This window comes from Streptomyces sp. NPDC037288 (genome assembly GCF_055603265.1).
The window spans coordinates 22,627-41,465 of sequence record NZ_JBVJVY010000038.1 but is presented as its reverse complement, the minus strand read 5'-3'; the positions used below and the strand labels follow the sequence as shown (position 1 = coordinate 41,465).

At 71.1% G+C, this 18,839-nt stretch carries 12 protein-coding genes; 9 read left to right on the top strand and 3 right to left on the bottom strand.

All coding sequences use genetic code 11. The annotated features are described in order from the left end of the window. Genes ACZ7GZ_RS32655 through ACZ7GZ_RS32640 form a run of 4 tightly spaced genes read left to right on the top strand, consistent with a single transcriptional unit; the run spans position 1 to position 6,881 of the window. Positions 1 to 2,322 (top strand): baseplate J/gp47 family protein, encoded by a 2,322-nt coding sequence (locus ACZ7GZ_RS32655; protein WP_471029733.1) that lies wholly within the window; start codon positions 1 to 3, stop codon positions 2,320 to 2,322. Continuing rightward, on the top strand, positions 2,319 to 4,124 hold the full coding sequence (locus ACZ7GZ_RS32650; protein WP_471029731.1) for a hypothetical protein: 1,806 nt from the start codon (positions 2,319 to 2,321) through the stop codon (positions 4,122 to 4,124). The genes ACZ7GZ_RS32655 and ACZ7GZ_RS32650 overlap by 4 nt, the downstream gene beginning before the upstream one ends. 3 nt (positions 4,125 to 4,127) lie before the next feature. Next, positions 4,128 to 5,726, top strand: coding sequence for a phage tail protein (locus ACZ7GZ_RS32645; protein ID WP_471029729.1), 1,599 nt, complete (start codon positions 4,128 to 4,130; stop codon positions 5,724 to 5,726). 51 nt (positions 5,727 to 5,777) lie between these two features. Continuing rightward, a complete protein-coding gene (locus tag ACZ7GZ_RS32640) occupies positions 5,778 to 6,881 on the top strand; it encodes a hypothetical protein (protein ID WP_471029727.1) in 1,104 nt (367 codons plus the stop codon). A gap of 18 nt (positions 6,882 to 6,899) precedes the next feature. Here the strand turns inward: ACZ7GZ_RS32640 and ACZ7GZ_RS32635 are convergent, their stop codons facing one another. Continuing rightward, complete coding sequence (locus ACZ7GZ_RS32635) at positions 6,900 to 7,469, bottom strand: YncE family protein (protein ID WP_471029726.1); 570 nt, start codon at positions 7,467 to 7,469, stop codon at positions 6,900 to 6,902. Between the two features lie 72 nt (positions 7,470 to 7,541). Next, positions 7,542 to 10,262 carry an eCIS core domain-containing protein gene (locus ACZ7GZ_RS32630; protein ID WP_471029725.1) on the bottom strand — a complete coding sequence of 907 codons (2,721 nt, stop codon included), beginning with the start codon at positions 10,260 to 10,262 and terminating at the stop codon, positions 7,542 to 7,544. 929 nt (positions 10,263 to 11,191) lie between these two features. On the opposite strand from ACZ7GZ_RS32630, the gene ACZ7GZ_RS32625 reads away from it, so the two are divergent. From ACZ7GZ_RS32625 to ACZ7GZ_RS32605, 5 genes are all read left to right on the top strand, one after another. Next, on the top strand, positions 11,192 to 12,277 hold the full coding sequence (locus ACZ7GZ_RS32625; RefSeq protein ID WP_471029780.1) for a DUF6424 family protein: 1,086 nt from the start codon (positions 11,192 to 11,194) through the stop codon (positions 12,275 to 12,277). Positions 12,278 to 12,319: 42 nt separating this feature from the next. Continuing rightward, complete coding sequence (locus tag ACZ7GZ_RS32620; protein WP_471029724.1) at positions 12,320 to 13,075, top strand: AfsR/SARP family transcriptional regulator; 756 nt, start codon at positions 12,320 to 12,322, stop codon at positions 13,073 to 13,075. 173 nt (positions 13,076 to 13,248) lie between these two features. Beyond that, complete coding sequence (locus ACZ7GZ_RS32615; RefSeq protein ID WP_471029722.1) at positions 13,249 to 14,760, top strand: esterase/lipase family protein; 1,512 nt, start codon at positions 13,249 to 13,251, stop codon at positions 14,758 to 14,760. 24 nt (positions 14,761 to 14,784) lie between these two features. After that, a complete protein-coding gene (locus tag ACZ7GZ_RS32610) occupies positions 14,785 to 15,498 on the top strand; it encodes a peptidoglycan-binding protein (protein ID WP_471029721.1) in 714 nt (237 codons plus the stop codon). Positions 15,499 to 15,817: 319 nt separating this feature from the next. Beyond that, positions 15,818 to 17,038, top strand: coding sequence for a hypothetical protein (locus tag ACZ7GZ_RS32605; RefSeq protein WP_471029720.1), 1,221 nt, complete (start codon positions 15,818 to 15,820; stop codon positions 17,036 to 17,038). On the opposite strand, the gene ACZ7GZ_RS32600 is transcribed toward ACZ7GZ_RS32605, so the two are convergent. Further along, positions 17,022 to 18,839: an asparagine synthase-related protein gene (locus ACZ7GZ_RS32600; protein WP_471029719.1), complete on the bottom strand. Its 1,818-nt coding sequence runs from the start codon at positions 18,837 to 18,839 to the stop codon at positions 17,022 to 17,024. The genes ACZ7GZ_RS32605 and ACZ7GZ_RS32600 overlap by 17 nt on opposite strands.

Genomic DNA, 18,839 nt, shown 5'->3' with positions numbered 1-18,839 from the left:
GTGCCACTGCACCCGCCCGTGCTCGACACGCGCCGGTGGTCCGATCTGGTGGCCGAGGCCAGGGCCCTGATCCCCCTGGTCGCTCCACGCTGGACCGATCAGAACGTCTCCGACCCCGGCATCGCCCTGCTGGAGCTGTTGGCTTGGCACGTGGATGCGGACATGTACCGGGCGGGCCGGACCACTGATCGCCATCTGCGCAAACTCCTCGCCCTGACCGGTCATCCGCTTCGCGAACCGCGGCACGCGGCAGCCGTCCTCGCCGTCACCGGAGACTCCGCGCACGCCGTGGAACTCCCCGCCGGGCTGGTTCTTTGCGCCGACCGCCCGGCCTCCGACGGGCGGGCAGGGCCGCCCTTCAGGATGACGACGCTGCACCCGGTCCGTCCTACTGGCGCCGCCCTCACCGTGGCGGGCGTCGACGACGGGACCGCCCAGCAGTCCGGGTACACAACCGGGTGGAACGACCACACCGCGGCGCTCACCGCCGGCGTCCCCTGTCCCGCCCTGGGCCCTGACCCGGGCGCGGGCGCCGCCCTGGTGCTGGGCTTCGACGGGGAACTGCCCGCCGGAACACGACTGTCCCTGTACCTCGGCGTCGACCAGGGCCGGTACCGAGAGGACGCAGGGCCCGCGGGCGGTCGGGACGAGACTTCCGAAACCGCCCACCATGATGCCGTGACCGTGTGGGAAGTCCGCCGCGCAGGTGAGTGGCAGCGCCTCGACGCGGCCGACGTGGTCGACGGCACCCGTGCCCTCACCCGTAGCGCGGGCGTGCTGCTCCACTTCGCGGATCCGCTGCCACGAGAGGCACTCGGGGTCCTTTCCGAGCGGGCCTGGATCCGCTGTCGTCTGGATCGCGGGCGGCTCGACGCGGCGCCGCTCCTGACCGGGATCACGGTCGACGCCGTGCGCGCCGAGCTGGCCGTACCCGCCGTCGGATCCTTCACCGTCGCCGTCGGCGTCACCCCGTCCGGCGGTCCCATGCCCCAGCCGCCGGCGTCCGGCAAGCTCGTCCTGTCCGTGGACGAGCAGGGGCGGGTCGATGGGCTGCGTCTGGGAGCGGAGACCGAGGAAGGGCCCTCGGTCCGGGTGCTGGACTGGCAGCGGCCCGAGGGCGGTGCGGAGGGCGGCCTGGTGGTCGAGGCCGTCGTCGCCGGCGTGGGCGACGGCACTCCCGAGCAGTGTTTCGCCCTGCCTGTGGACGGGACCGTGCCTGCCGATCGTGCCGAGGTATGGCTGTGCTCACGCGGCCTGACCGCGCGACGGGTGACGCTGGTGTCCGATCTCGACGCATCGGGACGATCCGATCGTCACGCGGTGCTCGACCCGTCCACCGGTGTGCTCACCTTCGGCGACGGGCGCCGCGGGGCCGTGCCCGACGAGGGTGAGACGGTCCTGATGAGCTGCTCGGTCGGCGGCGGAAGCGGCGACGGTGTGCCCGCGCCCGGCCTTCGGTGGATCCTGGAATCGAGTCCGCGCAACCGAGCGCTGCTCGGCCGGGCTCCGGCACCGCACGAGGTGACGGCCGTGCCGGCCGCCGCGCCCACCGGCGGCGCCGGGCCGGAGGACGTCGCCGCCGCGGCGGCCCGTGCCGAGCGTGCGATGTGGGTCCACGAGCGGCTGTACGAAGCCCTGGCCGGAGCCGGAGCCTCTTCCCTGGACGACCTCGACCGCGATCTGGTCCTCGGTCTGGACGTTCCCGAACGGGCCGTGACACTCGCCGATTTCGAACGGTGCGCACTCGCCACTCCGGGAACATCCATCGCACGGGCCCGGGCCTTCGCGGAGACGGACCCGCGGGTGCCGGGCCTCCGCGCCACGGGATGCGTCACCGTGGTGGTCGTTCCGGAACTGCCGCGGGCACGGCCCGAGCCCTCGGCGGGGTTGCTGGGCGCCGTCCGCTCCTGGCTGGACGCACGCCGGACCATGGGCACCCGCGTCTTCGTCACCGGCCCGCGCTACGTCCGGGTCACGGCGGAGGTGACGGCGGTTCTCCGGCCCGGTGCCGACCGGGCGGCGACCACGGGCGCGGCCGTCGCCGCTCTGGACCGGTTCCTCCATCCCGTCACAGGCGGTCCGAAGGCCGACGGCTGGCCCTTCGGCCGTGATGTCCACCGCAGCGAGGTGATGCAGGTGCTCGGTGACGTTCCCGGTGTGGATCACATCACCGCGCTGTCGTTCGACGTGCCGGCGCTCGACGACGTTTCCGGCGACACGCCCGCCGGCGCCCGCCGTCACTCCGGCGTGTCCGTGCCGGCCGACGCCCTCGTGGTGGCAGGCCGCCACACGTTCGACATCGCCGAGGGGGCCGGTACATGACCGACGTGGATCGCCTCGCCTTCGAACGGGGCCGGCCGCTGCGTTCCGCCGATCTCACCGACCTCTTCCGCCCGCTGGACCTCGGCCTCGCCGAGCATGTCCGGTCCGCCCACCGGTGCCAGGGTGTTCTGATCGGTCTGGAAGTCCAGCTGTCGAGCCCCCCGGCGACCCTCACCGTCACGCCGGGCATCGCGGCCACCGCCGACGGAGAGCTACTGGTCCTGCCGGATCCGCACACTCTCGTGCCGGGCAACGGCTCCGCCACCGTGGTGCTGCGCGCGATCGGCACGGGCCCGCGTGCCCGGCCGTGGCTCCTCAGCCCCCGTACACCGGCCGATCCCGGTACGGATGTCGTTCTGGGCCGCTTCACACCGGACCCCGTCACCGTGGAGACCAGTGGCCTGCGGTTGCTCGCCCGGCGCCCTGGCAGCACACAGTTGCTGACCGGCCGGCTGTCCCAGGCGACGGCCCGGCTGGCCGGTACGGAACTGTGCTGGTCGGCGACCGTGTCCCTGCCGCGCGATCTGGCGGCCGTACCCAGGGTGTTCGCCTCCCTGGACGGGCCACCGCCGGTGACCGTGATCACCACCACCGTCACCGCCTCGGCCGCCGATGACCGAGGCAGCTTCACGCTGCTGGTCCGCCACGGGCGGCGGGCGGACGAGGAGGTGCCCAGGGCCCCGGTGACCGATCCTTCGGTCGAGATCGTCTGGACGGCCGTCGTCGACGTGCCTCCGGTCGGGATCGGCCCCGCTCCCCCCGGGACGGGTGCCACCGGGGCCGTGGCCGTCCCCGACGAGAGAACGGAGACCATGACCATGGACGAGCCGACCTCCCCGCTGCCCTCGGTGTCGCGACCGGCGTTCTTCGAGCAACAGGTGCTGGCGGCCTCCGATCTGATGGAACTGGTCCACACCGAACGGACGCTGCGCGAACTCCACCACCGGACGCTGCACGGCTGGGGCATCAGCCGCGGGATCGAGGTGACCGGCGAGATCGGCAGCCCCACGGTGGTGGTGTCGCCCGGATACGCGCTGGACGCCGTCGGCCGGGAACTGCTGCTGACCCGGCCGGTGGAACTCAGCGTGCCCGCGACGGCCGGAAAACCCGCGGACGACGCGGCGCCGGATCGCGAAACAAAGCTCGCTCCCGAGGAGTTCCGCCTGGTCATTCGCTGGACGGAGGACGACGAGGCCGCCGTCCACACCCGCGAGGGTGCCGGCGCATCCTCCGGAGCCGTCCGGTTGGACAACGAACCAACCCTGCAATGGCTGCCCGAGGCGGCTGTCCGCAACGGCTTCGACCTGGTGCTGGCCACCGTCCGGGTGCGTGAGTGCCAGTTGGCGGCATCGCCCGACGGGTTGTCGCGCCGTCCTTTGAAGGTCTCCCCTCATGTGGCGGCCGGTGCCACCACAGGCGGCCGCACGGAGTGGACTCTGGTCACGACGGCCGGTGGGTCGGTGACAGGTGTGAGGACGGAGATCGACACCACCTCCGGCGGGTTCACCGGCTCCCCGACCTACCTGGTGCGTCTGGAGGGCCAACGCGAGACGACCACGCCGATGCCGCAGGAGGCAGCGGAGGGCGCTGCCATCCTCGACGGCACCCCCTACGTCGAGAGTTCCGACAGGACCAGCCTGGTGGTCGTCGTCCCGCTGCATACGGGAGTGACCGCGACCGCTCCCGACAACCAACCCACCAAGGTACCGCTCAACCCGGCATCACTGCTCAACCACGAACTCCCGGCGCTCGTCGGGGTCTCGCTCAAATGGAGCGTGGCATGGGTCGGCGTGGAGAGCTGACCCATGCCCCAGGAAACGCCCTACCGCTGGCTGAACCGGGAAGGCCGCTGGCCCGGCGCGTCGGTCACCGTGCTGCGCCGTGAAGGCGATACGCAGCTGCTGCCCGTCATCGGGCTTCCTGTCGGGGATCCGTGGGCGGCATTCGCCTTCCGGCCGGCCGGCGGCGCCCTCGAAGTGCGAGCGGAGGCCGACGGCGGTGTGGCCGTGATCGACACGGGGCGTCAGCGCGTCGTCCGGGTGACCGAGGACGGCCGGGCAGTGGTGGCCGAAGGTGCGCCGGTGCCTCCTCCGGTTCCGGAGGACTCGGCTCAGCTCGCCGCGCGTACCCGGGTGGACGCAGTGGCCGCCGCGCCGGCTCCCGACGGCTGGGGGTCGGGTTTCGTGGCCGTCACGTCCTCGGGCAGCGTCTTCCTGGTGCCCGAGGACGCGGCGGAGCCCGCACAGCGGCTGGCCGAGGTGACCGCGGGCCTGGCGGGTGTCGCCCTCGACCACCGCGGGCGGCTGCTGCTGGCCGGTCCGGAGGGGCTGTACCGGCCTCCCGCACCGCTGCGTGCGACCCGGGGTGTGATCGTCGTGCCCGCCCCGCAGCCGCGCGGCCACACCCGCTGGTGCCGGTTGCAGATCGAACTCGCCGAACCGGCACCGCCGGGCACGCATGTACGCGTCTGGACGCTCGTCTCCCGCACCCCGCACGGCCCGAACGCCCCCGTACCCGGCCCGCCCAGCCCCACGGCTCGCGGCACCGTGGATCCGGACCATGCCCCGGTGCCCACGGCCGCCGAGCGATGGCGCGCGGGCCCACTCGACTGCCCCGATGTACGGGTGCTCGCGGTGCCCCAGGACATCGCACCCGCCTTGTGGGTGGCCGTCGAGTTGATCGGAGACGGCCGGATGACGCCCAGGTTGAGCGATGTCCGCGTCATGCGCTCCGGACGTGGCCTGCTGGACCAGCTGCCCACCGCGTACACCGGAGACGACGACGGCAGCGGCCCTCTGGGGCGCCTGCTGGGCCTCTTCTCCTCGGTGTACTCGGACGTGACGGAGCAGCTGGACCGGCTGCCCGAGCTGCTGGACCCGGCGATGGCTCCGGACCGGGCGGACGCACCGTGGTTGTCGCGCCTCGCCGCGTGGGTGGACGCCGGCCTGGACGCCCTCGACCCGGACGCACCGTCGTCGAAGGTGCGCCAGCGGCGTGAGCGAGTGGCACAGGCGGTCGCCGCCCACGCCCGACGGGGTACTCCGGCCGGACTCGTGGAGGCGGTCCGCCGCGAGGTGGGCGGCGTCGAGGTGGAGGTCCGTGAGCCGCTGCTCGATGCCGGACTCTGGAAGCTGGGGGATCCCGGGGGTTCACTTCTCGGATCCACCACCCGGCTCGCCGCGCGGCCGGAACCGCCTGCGCTCGGCAGCACGGCCGTCCTGGACAACTCCTGGCTGATCGACGCGGAGGACCGCGGACTCCCCCTGTACGCGGAGACCGCGCACCGGGTTCAGGTGCTGGTCCCGGCCGAGCACGCACCCGCGCTCGCCGCGGTGCGGCGAGTCGTCGAACGCGAGCGGCCGGCCCACGTGATCGTCGAGGTCCGGCTGAAACCGGCGCAGTAGGCCCCTTCGGCCTCGTCACCGCAAGTCAGAGCACAGAGAGTAAGGAACCCGATGGCCGCACCTGCAGAGGAATCCCAACGTCCGCTCTGGTTCACCGGGCAGCTTGTCGGTCCGGAGGACCTGGGTCAGTGGAACACCTGGGCCCTGGCACGCAAACGCCGGCACAACCGGCTGCTGCACGGCTGGGGCCTGGTGTTCGGGGCGGACGTGAAGCCTGCGCAGACGCCGCAGAAGACCCCCGTCCCCGGCACCGTGGACATCTCACCCGGCTTCGTCCTGTCCCCGCAGGGGGACGAGATCGCGATCGAGAGCCCGCTGCGCGTGGACGTACGAACGCTGCCGCCGGTCGGCCCGTCCGGCGCCCTGGATCCGGCGCACCAGTTCTTCGTCGCCGTGCGGTACGACGAGAGCCCGAGCAGCGCCGCTGAGCAGACGCGCATGGCGGAGGGGTTCAGACTCGGACTGCTCGATTTCCTGCCGGAGATCTACACGGCTGCGGTTCCGGAACCCGTGCCGGGCACGCAACCCGCGCCTGCGGAGACCTCCGAGCCATGGGTGGTGCTGGCCGGAGTCCGCATCCCGGTGGCCGACGCGGTGGCCCTGGACCCGAGCGTCCGGCGCTTCGTCCCGCAGCTGCGGCCCGCTGGCGCTCCCGGCCCGTCGCAGCCGGTCACCCTCGCCCTCACCCCCAATCTGACGTGGATGAAGGACGACTTCCTGCGCGCCTGGACGCACGAGGACGGTCGGGCCACGACCCGCGCGCCGGACGTCTTCTCCTCACCACCCACCCTGGGTGACACCACCAGTTCGGGGATGATGAGTGTGGCTCTCCCTCAGAACAGCGTGATCTCCCTGCTCAGGGTCTCGGGCAACAAGGCCTCCGACCGCAAACTGACCGTCACGCTCTCCCGCAAGCAGATCGCGGTCAACGGCGCTGACGGCTCAACCGAACCAATCGCCGTGTTGCAGGTGAACAGGGACCCCAATCAGGCGTTCTTCGACATGCCGGCCCCGGCCACACCCGCCCGCGCGCAGGTCGACAACACCAAGTACCGCTACTACATCGTCGCCGAGGCGGCCAAGACGACGGACGCCGGCACCGCTCTCACCGGAAAGGCCTTCATCAACGATTTCCGCATCGTCTATACGCCATGACCTGGCTCCGACGACCGGTCACACCTCCACGACGGACACCAGGCCGGTGGAGGGGTCGGTCACATAGAGCCGTCTGCCGTCCGGAGCGAGGCAGACACCGCTGGCGGCAGATCCGAGCCGAATCCGCTCGCCGGTCTCCGCCAGTGTGCGCGGATCCACGACGGCCAGGCTGCGCTCTCCGGGCAGCGTGACGAACAGCCTTCGTCCGTCGGGGGACATGGCGAGCCCGAAGGGGTTCGGGAGGTCCACGGCTCCTGTCACATTCCGCTGCGCGATGTCGACCACAAGCACCTTCTGCGCCTGCGCGTCGGTCACGTAGAGCAGTTTGCCGTCAGGGGAAACGGCAAGGTCACGCAGCAGAAGGCCGATGTTCTCCAAGGTCTTGACGACGGTGCCGTCATCCACGTCGACCACGGCGATGCCGCCGTTCAAGCCGTCGGCCACGTAGAGCGGTCTGCCGCCGGGGCCCACGGCGACGCCGGCGGGCTCGCCGCCGACGGTGAACGGGGCGCCGACAACGGCCTTTAGAGCAGACGGCCGTCGCGGGACATCAGCAGCGTTGGTGTGTGCCGGTGCCGGCGCCCACACACTGACGCCGGCCTCATGGACGACCGGAGACCCGCGGCCAGCACCCGCAGGTCAGGTGGTCCGGTAAATCGGTCAGCGCAGCTTCAACTTCCTCCGCGCCTCGCCGAACGCCCAGCCGAAATACCAGTCGACGAGGGCGCGGCCTTCGAAGATGCGGTTGCGGATGAACTGCAGCCGTCGTGGGGAACCTTCGGGCAGGGAACCGTCGCGGGCGCCGGCTTCCAGGTCGGCGTCGAGTCGGTCGTAGATCCTGTCCCATGCACGGCGAATGGCACCCTGGTGCAGTTGGGCGGGACGGCCCTTCCTCGGACGCTCTTTCAGGAGCACGATCTCCTCTGCACCGCCCGCGGGAGTGTGCGCCTCGAGCAGATCGGTCATCTCCTTGGTCCACTGCTCCCGTGGCGTCTGCTTTCCCTGGGCCAGCAGATGTGCTTCCTGCAGCAGATGTGCTTCCTGTGGGGTGATCTCCGCAGGGATGAGGCGGATGTTCTTGTCCTGAACCAGCTCGCCCGGAGCGAAGGCTTCGGGATACCTGTCGAGCACCTGCAACTCGACGGCATGGTGGAGTTCCTCGCCCGATCGGGCGCCGAGTCTTTGAGCCTGCCCCGGGCGGATCTGTTCCGCCCAGTCCTTGCGAGTCTCCTTCGCCAGGCTGTGCGGCTGACCCGCCATGCGAAGTCTGGTCCGGGCACGTCTGATGCGGGTGTCAACCTCGGCGAGTTTCGACTGATGCCCCGTCGCGGTCCTGTTCCAGTGGCGCACCGCGCGCGCGGCCATTTCGAGTTTCTTGCGGGAACGGTCCAGCTTCTGTCTCGCCCTGGTCAGGGCCCTCTCCCCTTTCTCCGCCGATGCGACAGCCCGCTCCGCCCGGGCCCTGCCCGCCGGCTTCGGCGGCCGGCGCCCCGCCGCCTTTTGCGGCTGTGTCCGTGCGGCCTCCGCGGCGGCAGCCTTGCCGGCTCTCCTGGCGTTCTGCCGGGCGTTGCGTGCTTCGGCTCTGGCCATGGCGAGCGCTGCCCGAGCCTCCCTGACCTCCCCGGCGGCCTGCTCCTGCCGTACGGCCGCGTCCTGCGCCTTGCCGCGTGCCTTCGTCAGCCTGTTCAGACGATCGCTCCTGGCCTTCTCGGCAGCTCCCAGTGTCCCTTCGGCCTTGGCCACCCGCCGCTTGGCGGGGCGCGGCGCCGGCCGGGGACCCCTGCTCGCCTTGGGCTGGGGGGCCGCGGCGCCGGCGAGAGAGGCAAGCACGGCGGCGGCCGCCGCCGTGGTGTCACCACCGAACGCCAGGGCCGTACCGGCGGCGACGGTCGCCTGGCCGGCGTGTCCGACCGCCTTGCCCAGTACGGGGCCGACGGCGGGCGCCACCTTGGCCGTCGCAGCGCCGGCGAGCGCGCCCGCCGCACCTCCCACGCCACCGGCGGCGGCCGACCTCCCGGTTCGTTCCAGTCCGGGCAGCAGGACTTCCTCCGTCGCCTGCTCCAGCGTCTTGCCCTCGACGGCCAAGGCGGCCGTCGTGTCGACGGCGGTCTCTCCGACGCCCACAGCCGCTGCTGTCGTCGCCGCGGCGGCCCCCTGCCGCAGCGTGGCCTGGCCCAGCGTCAGCCCCTTGGCCCCAACGCCGAGGGTCTTGCCCACCCCTGGAGCCACCGCCCCCGTAGCCGCGTCGACCACCACGCTGCGTGGGTCGACAGCCGCCTTGAGGGCACCCCGTACGTCAACCTCGCCCCGGCCACCCGCCCGGCGTGAGGCTTGCCACGACGCCACCCCGTGTGTCCCGCCGCGGACGGCGCCTCCGACGACCACCGAGGACGCCGCCCCCGTGGCCGCGGCCGCGCCGATGACCGGCGCCGCGACGACGGCCGCCAGTCCGATCTCGACGGCGAAGGCGGCGTCTCGGACGATCTCCAGGTCACCCTTGAGCTTGCCGGCGCCTCCGACGGTGGCCGTAAGGAAGTCGTTCCACTGCCTTTGAGCCGCTCTCAGCGCGGCATCGGCCGACGTCAGCAGCCGCCCCGCCTCGGCGAGGTTTCCGGCATCCAGTGCCTTGCGCGCCTCGGCGGCCTGGGTGTGGGGTGGATCCCAGATGTGCAGCGGAGGCGGCACGATGCCACCCCAGACATTGGCGGCAACACCGATCAGTCTCTGCGGTCTGCTCGCGATGTCGCCGAAGGACTCGGCGTGCCACTCGTTCAGATGCCGGGCGTGCGTCGCACGTCCGACGTCCCCGATACCCTCCAACCGAGTGATGGCCTGGCGTACCCGGCGGACGGCCGCGTCCCGTCTCTCCCGGTACTCCTGCTCCGTCAGGCGGACCAAGGCGCCGTGCTCGTCACGGTGCTCGTGCATGGGAACGGTCGCGACGACGACCGGTTCCTTCGTCGCCTTGCGGGCGACGCCGACCGGTGAGGTGGCGGACACGGCAGCGGGCAGCCCGGCGGCTGCGAGGGCGCCCGCGTGGTCGGCGTCGGCTTCCGCCGCTGTTTCCGCCTGCGGACCGAGCGGAACCGCCGTACCGTTTCGGCCGCCGGCGTGCCGCTGCTGAAGCACGTGAGCCACTTCGTGGGCCAGCAGCGCTCGGCCGATCACTGAGTACGGGTCGAAACGGCCCGGCGCGAAGACCACGTGTGGGCCCAGCGCGTAGGCCTGTGCGTCCATGCGGGTGGCGGTGGTGGCCGCGGCGAGGTCGGTGTGGACCATCACGTCGCTCAGCGAAGTGCCGAAGGCCCGCTCCAGCGGGGCACGCACATGAGCCTCGAGCGGGCGGGCATGGTCCTGGGCGCGGGCTTCGAGAACGGCCATCAGGGATCCCGTACCGGCGTGCGACGCCTGGGACATCACAGTCCCCCTGGTTCAGGGCCGGGGTGGCCCGGTTCGCCGTGCTCCGGCTCAACGGCCCGCAACACGGTCTCATGGTGCACGCAGCCGGTCCCGGTGGCGACCGGCTGCGCGGTGCCGAGGACGCTGTGTGCCTGCCGGGTGTGCTTCCTTCCCGCCGCTGCCCGGATGTGCTTCCTTCCCGCCGCTGCGTGACGGGGTACATGACCGGTCGCCGAGGGTGAACGGAGCCGTCGGGCGATGACGGTCCGGTCGAACTCCGCGCACTGGTTCAGGCGGGCGCCACGGACCGTCCGACACGGGGATTCCGGTTCGTGCCGCAGCCAGGCAGGGGCTCTGGACCCCTGATGGAGCGGCGGCTCGGTGGCATGTTCCGGAAGAGGCGGCGTCCTCGCCTCCCTGACCAGCGGCGACGGATCCGAAAGTGCTACGGAAACGTGCTCCGGTGACGGCAGGAAGGGCTCGGGAGGACCACCTCCTGTGGCTGACGCAGGCATGGAACAGACTTTCCCGCGGCAGTAGCTCCCCTTCTCAACCGCGGGGGAGGATATTCAGCGGCTGACGGGGTGGAGACCCGACGACGACCAGCCCATTCGCCGACTATCGCCTTTCGTCGCCCGTGGTCCGGCCCTGTTCGTCGAATCACGGCTCACCGGCACGCCGCCGGAGCCAGAAAACGGGGGCACCGGCCGCCCCGGACCCGGCGATCACGCACTCGGGCGCTCCCCTGCCGGGCTGAGCATGTGTGACTTGAGCCGGGAGCGACAACAACGGGCCACTGACTGCTTCGTGGAAAGAGCGCCGGTGCGTGCAGCGATCGCCGTCCCTCCACCCCGGTCGTGAGACATGACGTCACCGCCGATCCGCGTCACGTGGTCGACGCGGCCCTCAAGATGGCCGTTCCCAACAGCAACAAGCCTGCGGCGGTGGTCCTTTGGACGGCCGCTCAGCTCAACGTGGACGACAACCCGTCACCTCCGGCAAGCACGGTCCCCGCCCCGCGTCCCGTACCTGGCGGAGCCCGTGTTCGAGTCGCGACCGATCGATCCGAGGCGGACGATATGAACCAGGGGAAGACTCCGCCCCGCGAGCGGGCGTCAGCCCGTGGGGCCGGGCCGAGGAGGTCAGTCATGGCCCACACCGAGCTCCAGCCGGGCGGCATCGAATCGGAGAATCATCCGTGGAAGATCCGCCTCGTCGAGCACCCGAAGCGATTTGAGTCCGCACAGTTCCGCGCCGCCAAGGAGACGGCACACAAGATCCTCCGCGAGATGGAGGACCCGGACCTGCCCTACGGGCCCAGGCCCGTCGATCCTGGACCGAACGGTTCCGAGCACTGGGAGATGCACCACGGCGGCAGCCTCTGGGTCAAGGGATCCGGCGGCTGGCGGATGTACCGCGCCCGGGTCGGCATCGAGTGGAGCATGCAGTTCTGCGCCGACCCCAAGAAGGTGGACCGGCTCCGGCAGGAGGCGGCCGAGCTGGTCGACGCCTTCCCGCTCACCCTGCCCGCCCTGGCGGAACTGGGCTACGAGCGCGCCGAGGACCTGCTGCGCACGCCGGTCAGGGACGCCGACGGCGTCGAGGCGTGGACCGACTCCCTGTTCAACTCATGCGTGCCGCTGAGCCACGGGAACCACCAGGGGATCCTTCCCAGCGTGCCTGGCGAACACCACTACCCCTGGCCGGTGAAGGGCGCGGACTTCGTCCGATACGACGACTTCCAGCTGTGGGTGACCCTGCCCGACGGCACCCACGGCGCCGTCGCGCCGGTGGACCGCCGCGGCTCCGGCGACGGGCACGTCCGCCTGACCTTCGTCCCCGAAGGCAGCGAGGCCGCGGCCACGGTCGCACAGGCGCAGGACCGGGGGCTGATGGCCGTTCTGCCGGCGAACAGCACGGTGGCCCTGCAGGCTTTCGCCCAGCAGGTCCCTGCCGGCCGGCGCACCGCCTCCGGACCGTTGACCCACGCAGGGTGATGACACGGGCTTGCCCGGAGCCTGTGACACGCTCGACCCGCATTGACGGACGGCCGTACGCCGTCGAGCGAGGCGATCAAGGTGGTTTCCCCTCCTGAATTGCGGTTGCTCGGCCATTTCCGGCTGGAATGCGATGCCGAGCCCATCGATCTGTGCCGCAACGGTCAGCGCCTGCTGGCGTTCGTCGCGCTGCGCACACACGTGTCCCGCACGGTCCTCGCCGGGACGCTGTGGCCCGAGGTCACGGAAGATCACGCCCGGGGCAGCCTGCGCACCACCCTGTGGAAGCTTCCGCGGGGTGACCAGCCGGTGATCCGGTGCTCCGGCGACTCGCTCACGACCGCCGAGACCCTGCACGTCGACGTGCACGCCTTCACCGAAACGGCCCTCGGTGTCGTCCAGGGCTGCGGCCCGCCGCTCACCAACCGGCTCCCGCAGGCGCTGCTGAGGGGGGAAGACCTGTTGCCGGGCTGGGACGAGGAATGGGTCCTGCTGGAGCGCGAACGCCTGCGGCAGCTGCGGCTGCACGCCCTGGACGCGCTGGCCGAGACGCTCGTACGAGAGGGAAAGCCGGGACTCGCCCTCGAGGCGGCTTGGGAGAGCGTGCGCGCGGAGCCGCTCCGGGAGAGCGCGCACCGGGCCGCCGTCTCCGCGCACCTCGCGGAAGGCAACCTCGTCGAAGCGGTCCGTCACTATCGCTCGTTCCGGCGGTTGCTGTGGGATGAGCTGGGGGTCGAGCCCTCCCCCCGGTTCGCGCGCATGCTGACCCGCCACGGGTGGCGCTTTCCAGGCGGGTGACGCCGGATTGACGCCGGGCTGACGGCACGTTCGTACCCTCGGTCGCGTGCATTCGAGGCCGAAGACGCATGGCCCGAAGCAACGGACGCATCGCCCTGCGCCGGGGCGGCTCCGCGGTGCGGCGCACGCCTGCCGTACGGCTGCGTCGGTGAACGCCGAACCTGGAGGAACCCATGGCACCGGCCTCGAAACTGCCGATCGTCTACGTCCGGGGATACGCCGGCGGCACCGCCGGCATCGACAAGGTGGTGACGGACCCCTTCTACGGTTTCAACGAGGGCTCCACGCACATCCGTGTCGGACCGGACGACGCGCCGTGCTTCTACGAGTTCGAAAGCCCTCTGCTGCGCCTTCACCTGGACGAGGGCTACCGGATCCTCGTCGACGGCGGCCAGGCTCTCTACCTCGCCACCCACGACAGGATCCCGCCGGACACCATCTGGATCCACCGCTTCTACGACACGTCCGCGACCACCTGGGGCGGAACTTCCCACGAGTTCCGGCTGGAGACGGCCGCGGAGGACCTGCTGAAGTTGATCGACACGATCAGGACCAAGTCCGGAGCACCGCGCGTCCACCTGGTCGCCCACTCCATGGGCGGTCTGGTGTGCCGCTGTCTGATCCAGAAGACCCTCCCGGATCTGGACCGCGACCCGACGGACTGCGTGGGCAGGCTCTTCACCTACGGCACCCCGCACGGCGGCATCGCGTTCGACGTCGGCCTCGGCGTCCTGGAGAGGCTGCGTGACCTCACCGGCATCAACGGTGCGGAGATCTTCGGGCGGGAGCGTATGTACGCGTACCTGACGCCGGACAAGGAGACCGACGCGGACGGTCCGCCGCCGGGATGGGACCCCCGGGCGATGCCCCGGCAAGGGCGGTTCCCGTTCCCCCCGGACCGGGTCTTCTGCCTGATCGGTACCGACCCGACCGACTACGACGTGGCGCACGGCCTGTCAGCCGCCACGGTCGGGCCACGCAGCGACGGCCTGGTGCAGATCGACAACGCGTACGTCCCGGACGCGTACCAGGCGTATGTGCACCGCAGCCACAGCGGACGCTACGGACTCGTGAACTCCGAGGAGGGGTACCAGAACCTTCGGCGCTTCCTGTTCGGGGACTGCAGGGCGGAGGCGGCGCTTGTCGGTGTCCGGCTGCCGCAGCGAGCGGACACGGTCTGGCAGGCCGAGGTCCAGCTGTCGGTCCGCGGCCTCCAGATCGTCACGCACGAGCAGACGAGCGCCCACTGGTGCCCCATCCAGCTGCCGGACGGCAGTGCGGGCGACGGGGCGACGGTCCCCCTGGTGAACACCTTCCTCTGCAGCACGCTCCGGGCGGACGACTCCGGCACCATGCGGTACGCGCTGCACCTGCGGATCCTGTCGCTGCAGCGGCGTGACGGACTGCTGAGCTTCAACGACCATCTGGAGCAGACCGCCGACTTCGACGACATCCTGATCATCGACGTCCGTGCCGACCCCGCTGCCCCCGTGCCCGCGCTCTCCGCCACCTGGAACTCGGCCATCACCGGCCCGATCAGCGCTTACCGGCCCGAGAGCCACGTCATCGCCGACGAGGACCCCACCCCCGACGTCTGGGTCTGCCACATCCGACTCCCCGCCACCGCTGCCCCGATCCTCGGGGAGGACGCGCTCATCCGGCTCACCGTGGCCCCCTGGGGCTGACGACACGAAAGGAAACGAGCCGTCATGGTCGCACTGTCGAACGTCCGCTTCGGAAAGAGCAACGAAGACGTCCGCACCGTGCAGAAGGCCCTGATCGCGCGGGGCCACAACATCCCGGACGGCCCCACAGGCCTCTTCGGCGAGCAGACCAAGGCCGCCTACCGCGCCGAACAGCTCGCCCAGGGCTTCACCGGAGCCGACGCCGACGGCATACCCGGCTGCGCCTCCCTCACCACGCTCGGCCGACACGCCGGCTTCACCGTCGACTGCGCGAAGGCCGCGCCCGCGACGCGGAACGGACCGCTCAGTCTCAGCCAGGTCACCTACCGTGATCCGCACGACGGTGTCGGGCTGGAGGCCATGCGGCGCTATGCACGGAAGGCGTGCGAACTGACCGGCATGGACCCGCGGTACGGGGTACCGGCGCTGGTCACCATCACCGACCGCGAGTCGAGCCACAACCAGAACCGGGTGAACGTCCACGACATCAACGCGCGGGGCCCAAAGGCGCCCGACGGCCACCCGCAGAACTGCTCGCGGGGTGCCACCCAGTGCGTTCCCTCCACTTTCGCCGCCTACCATCAGGCGGGTACCGCGACCACGCCGTACGACGTGGTCGCGGACATGTGCGCCACGATCAACTATGTCCGCGACCGCTATCACGTGAACCGTTCGGGTTCGAACTTCGCCATTCGGGTGCAGCAAGCCGATCCACACCGGCGTCCACACGGCTACTAGGCGCCCGTCGCTGCACCGACGGGCTCGCGCCGGTCCTACGGCGACGTCGTGAAGCCCGCCTGCCGAACCGCGCGACCTGTCGGACAGGTCCCACGTCCGGTGGCTCCGGATGGCGACCCGGTGGATCTCCGCGGACGATGGTGTGCGAACCCTCGGCGCGGCAGCAGATCTCCCTGCGGCCGCGCTGCACACATGCAAGGCACGACCGGCGGCCTGAGGAGGTGATCGGGTGCGGACTCCCCCCAGGCCTCGTTCCGGCTTGCGCCCGAAGGTGGTACGGCCGTCGCTGAGAAGCTGGCGGTCGCGGGTGGCCCTGGGGGTGATCGAGCTGGTCCTCCTCACGACGGCGGTACTGCAGGCTCGGTTCGGCCTCGAGGACTTCGTCCATGCTCTGACCTTCCCCGGTCGGGTCACCGGTGCCGTTCTTCTCGCGGTCTCCCTCACCTCGCTGCTGGGCGCCGCCGCCGTCCTGGACCACTGGGTCCGGCACTGCTTCCCCTACTCCGGCCTGGTCGCCCTGATCGGCGCGTTCACGGCCTTGCTGACCAACGCCATGCTTCTGGTCGAGACGTGGAAGGACGGCGACTCCACGGCCTACCAGGCGCTGTTCGGCGCGCTCACCGCGGGTTCGGCATGGGCTGCCTTCGCCGTGTGGCGGACGTCGGTCGTGGTTCCCGCTCCCAAGCGGGTGGCCGTCGCGGTCATCGTTCCCTCGGTCCTCGCGGTCGCCAATTTCGGTTACCAGAGTCTCTATCAGCCCTACCAGCGGGAAACCAGGCCGATCATCACGTTGTCCATGGGGAAAGCGGTGCTGAGCAAGGACCACAAGGCCCTCGCCCTACCGGTCGACATCACCCTCCAGAACCACGGTGAGCGGAGTTTCTATGTGCTCGGCTCCGAATTCCACGCGATGGCGCAACGGGTGGCGCTCAGCCCCAAGGACCGGCTGCGCCAGCAGTGGCGAGCCGATGCCGACCAGTGGACCAAACCCTCGGAAGTGAACCCGCTCTCCCGCAGGGAGATCCACCAGCCCGGCGATTTGCTGGAGGCACAACCGTGGATGCCCTACGGGCAGTGGATCGAGTCGAGCGACACCTTCGCCACGCGGCTGGTGGTACAACTGCCCATCGACACGCCGTACGACCAGGTGACGTTCTATGCCACCGCGAGCCTCGCGCGCAAGGACCGGCTCGTGCTGCAGCCACCGCTCCAGTTCCTGGCGAAATCCTGGGGCGGGAAAGACGTCCCCGAATGGGTGAAAAGGCAACAGGGAAAGGACTTCGACTTCCTCGTCTACCGTGCCAGGGTGCACGAGAACAACGCGATCGACGAGTACACGAGGGATCCGCGTTTCGTCACCGTCTACTGGAGGTTCGGCACGCACGGCGCGACGGTGGTGACGTCCATCGCGCGCCAGGGCCAGGAGGGCCGGATCCCCACCCCCACGGAACAACGCGAGGTGACGAGCCGCTACGGCCTCATCGACCTCATCACAGGCCCTTATGTGCGGAACCTGTGGGACATCAAGAGCCAGCGCTGACGGGCAGCGCCGCGCCGAGCGCGCTGGAGGGCTGGTCCAGTCGCTCCAGCCAGGCCACCAGGGCGAGCGAGCTGTTCATACGATCCCAGGAGTGCGAGTCCCCCATGCCGAGCTGCGCCTCCCGCACGGCCCGGCACAGCGTGTCGACGTCGAACATCTCCGCGATCAGCGGATGCCGGGCGGAGCGGCACAGGGCGATGAGTTCGTCGCCGTGTGTCCGCAGGCCGCGGGCATAGAGGTCGTTGAAGGGCACCTTGACCACCCTGCCGCGGATCGGGGCAGGGAGCAGGTCCGCCATGGCCTCGCGGAGCACAGCCTTCGGACGGCCCGGCCGGAAGGTGGCGGCGACGGGGAGGCGGCTCATCGTGGTGACGACCTCCGGGTCGAGGAAGGGGTGTGAGGGGAAGAACCCGTCCTGCCGCGCGCGGTTCCAGGACAGCAGGTCGGGAGCGGCGAGGTAGTTGGCGGCGTCGTACAGCGACTGTTCGGGTCGGTTCCCGAACACGAAGCGGCTCTCCGCGATCACGGCGTCCCGGTAGCCGTGAGCCCGCGCGAATCCGGGCCGCAGCCATCGGGGGCGGTTGAAGGTGCCGAGGCCGCCGAGGACCGTTCCGCCGCGGACCACTGCGGTGAACCGTTCGGCCACGAGGGGAAGAGCCGGCTGGACGACGTAGGCGTACACGACGTCCCGCAGGCCCCGCTCGCTCCCTGCGGCCCAGGCACGTGCCTGCTGGGTCAGCTGGCGTAGCCGGCCCGTGCGGGCGAGCCTGTGCAGGTAAAACGGGTTGGCGTCCGCGAGGGGATCGGCTCCGCAGCCGGTCAGGAGGGTGTCACAGCCCAGTTCCGCGGCCTCGAGGTGGAGTCTGCTCCAGAAGGGGGCGCGGAAGGCGTGCGCATGGGGCTCGTCCGCGTCTCCTGCGTGGTGCTGGAAGTCGTCGAAGTCGGCCACGTCGTCGGCATCGACGACGACCGGGCGGACTGCGGGTGTGTGCCGCCTGATCTCCTGCAGGGCGAGGTCGAGATACGGCTGCTCCGCGGCCAGCTCCCCGCGGGAGAAACGCCCGGCGAGCAGGACGAGGCCCCCGGCGCCGCCGCGCCCCTCGGCCAGCAGACGTGCGGCAAGCAGCGCGACGCTGGTGGAGTCGGTGCCGCCCGAGACATGGCATGCCGTCATCGTGCCCATACGGCGTCCGACGGCGCTCTCGAGCGCCACGCGCAGCTCCAGCGCGGCGTCGGCGAGGCCGGTCCCGTCGGCCGTCGACGCGCGCGGGTCGGTGGCCCGACGGACGCTTCGCCGCGTACGACTGCGCAGTTGCCCGGTGAGGGAGAGCTCCACCACCTCTCCGCCGAGGACGCGGTGCACCCCGGCGAACGGCGTGAGGTCCGTGTGCGGTTGCGCCATGTTCCCGGTGAGGTACCGGCAGAAGTAGCGGGGTTCCAGCTCGGCGGCGCTGCCCAGGCTGCGGGCGGAGGTGCTCACGGCATGCACGCGGCCACCGGACGCCCTGAAGAACAGCGGGATGCGTGCCTGCTCGTCGCGGATCAGCAGGATGCGGTCGTGGCACACCAGAACGGCCGCGTAGTCGCCCGCCGGCAGCGGCGGGGCGGCTCCGTGCCGGCCGAAGGCGTCGAGGAGGCCGTGTGCGCCCGCCGACCGGTCGCGGGCCGAGCCGACCCAGCCGACGACGGCCGCGGTGCCGGCCGGTGAGGAGACCGTCGTCACGAGTCCCTGACGCGCCATGGCGTCAGCGGTCCTGAGCCTCGGTGTGCCGTCGGCCCACTCGAGGCGGAGGGCATGCAT

Bases quoted from the DNA above. Each gene is read 5' to 3' on its own strand.
- ACZ7GZ_RS32600 (WP_471029719.1), bottom strand. From the start codon at position 18,839: ATGCATGCCCTCCGCCTCGAGTGGGCCGACGGCACACCGAGGCTCAGG.
- ACZ7GZ_RS32610 (WP_471029721.1), top strand. From the start codon at position 14,785: ATGGTCGCACTGTCGAACGTCCGCTTCGGAAAGAGCAACGAAGACGTC.
- ACZ7GZ_RS32650 (WP_471029731.1), top strand. From the start codon at position 2,319: ATGACCGACGTGGATCGCCTCGCCTTCGAACGGGGCCGGCCGCTGCGT.
- ACZ7GZ_RS32640 (WP_471029727.1), top strand. From the start codon at position 5,778: ATGGCCGCACCTGCAGAGGAATCCCAACGTCCGCTCTGGTTCACCGGG.
- ACZ7GZ_RS32625 (WP_471029780.1), top strand. From the start codon at position 11,192: ATGGCCGTTCCCAACAGCAACAAGCCTGCGGCGGTGGTCCTTTGGACG.
- ACZ7GZ_RS32615 (WP_471029722.1), top strand. From the start codon at position 13,249: ATGGCACCGGCCTCGAAACTGCCGATCGTCTACGTCCGGGGATACGCC.
- ACZ7GZ_RS32645 (WP_471029729.1), top strand. From the start codon at position 4,128: ATGCCCCAGGAAACGCCCTACCGCTGGCTGAACCGGGAAGGCCGCTGG.
- ACZ7GZ_RS32630 (WP_471029725.1), bottom strand. From the start codon at position 10,262: ATGGCCGTTCTCGAAGCCCGCGCCCAGGACCATGCCCGCCCGCTCGAG.